Below are 1,743 nucleotides of genomic sequence, written 5' to 3' on the forward strand. Positions count from 1 at the left end.
CGAGACCACTGAAAAACATTTCCAAATAAGTGGAAATGAGATGTATTTTTCTGAATAAATAAATAAAAAAGCCCTCAATTTTGGTATAATGGAGTTGACTAGAAACCAAAAAACCAAACCAGGAGGGCTTTTCTATATGCTTAAAGAAAAAAATATGCAGTTAAGCATCTATTCATTATTATACGATAAAATTCCGGAAAATCATATTCTTAGATTAATTAGTGACGCCATTGACTTCAGTTTTTTTAATAAACTCCTCGAAAAATCCTACTGTAAATATTACGGAAGACCTGCCAAAGAGCCTGAACTTATGCTTAAATTGCTGGTCCTACAAAAACTCTATAAACTCTCAGACGAGAGGGTTATCGAAGATGCTTCCTTGAATCTTGCCTACATGTATTTTCTAGATATCAATCCAGATGAAGAATTGCCTCATCCAAGTCTATTGGCAAAATTCAGAGTACATAAATTAAAAGACGTAACACTGGATGACCTCCTTTCGGAGGTCGTTAAACAATGCGTGAATAAGGGAATAATCAAAGGTTCCAGCATTAGTGTTGATACTACCCACACTGAAGCCAATACATTTAAAGCAACACCCGAAAGGGTAATGAAGCAGCTAGCCAAAAAAATCTTTAAAACCATAAAAGATGAAACTGGTGACGTGCCCGAATCCATCAATCAGAAAATCCCTGAATACAAGGAAATTGAAGATCACAAGGAAGCCAAGGAAACCATGAAAGCATACCTGGAAGAGACTATCTCCCAGGTGGAAGATAAGGTTGAAGTTGAAAATAACTCCAAAATAAAAGAAGTGCTTGAAAATGCAAAAGAAATCATCAATGACCCTAAATTTATGGAGCAGAAAGGTGTTCGCTCAATCGTAGATCAAGAGGCCCGGGTGGGCCACAAGAGTAAAACTCAAAACTTCTTTGGATATAAAACGGAATATGCCATTACAACAGAAGACCGAATCATAACGGCTGTAAGAGTGAATAATGGCGCCTATGTGGATGGAACCCAGTTTAACGAACTTATCGAATTAACCAAGAAAAGTGGAATCTCAATTAAAGAAGTATATGGGGATCGGGCGTACTTTAAGAAGCCAATTTTAGATAAAATAAAAGAATTAGAGGCCACACCATACATACCTGTAAATCCGATGGCCTATAGGATTGACGAAGAAAGATTTAGTTATAATAAAGATTCAGATGAATGGTTTTGTGAACAAGGGAATAAAACTGTAGAGAAAAAATACAAGAAAGATAAAAAAGGTAAAGAATCCTATAAATATTATTTTGAAAAGGAAAAATGTAGAAACTGCCCATTGAGAGAAGAATGTATAAAGGGAACCACTGTAAGAAGAGTCTTACAAGTCGGAATCAACACCTCAGAATTCTATGAGTATAGCCAAAGACAAAAAACAGAGGAATTCAAAGAGAAATACAAAAAAAGGGCTTGCCAAGAATGGAAAAATGGGGAGATGAAAAATTTCCATGGGTTAGATCGTGCCAGGGGGTACGGTCTAAAAAGCATGTCCAAACAAGCAAAATTAACCGCTTTAGCGGTAAATTTAAAGAGGATAGGAAACCTCCTATCCTCTTAATACACCTCAAAACCCCTAATTATTAAAACGTAATGCCCCTTTATTGAAAATATTGGGAATCCCCCATCTGTTTCGGGGAAAAATTGCATGACTGGCCTCACCATATTAAAAAAAAGCCGACTTTTTCAGTGGTCTCG

Annotated in this window: 1 pseudogene; it reads left to right on the top strand. The window is 36.3% G+C overall.

What is annotated here, in order from left to right:
* Positions 1-136 precede the first annotated feature (136 nt).
* Positions 137-1,603, top strand: a pseudogene (locus tag ACFPA1_RS28645) (IS1182 family transposase); the annotation flags it as partial.
* Positions 1,604-1,743 lie beyond the last annotated feature (140 nt).

Origin of the sequence: Neobacillus sp. GCM10023253 (assembly GCF_042653105.1) — a bacterium.
Classification (GTDB): domain Bacteria; phylum Bacillota; class Bacilli; order Bacillales; family Cytobacillaceae; genus Neobacillus; species Neobacillus citreus.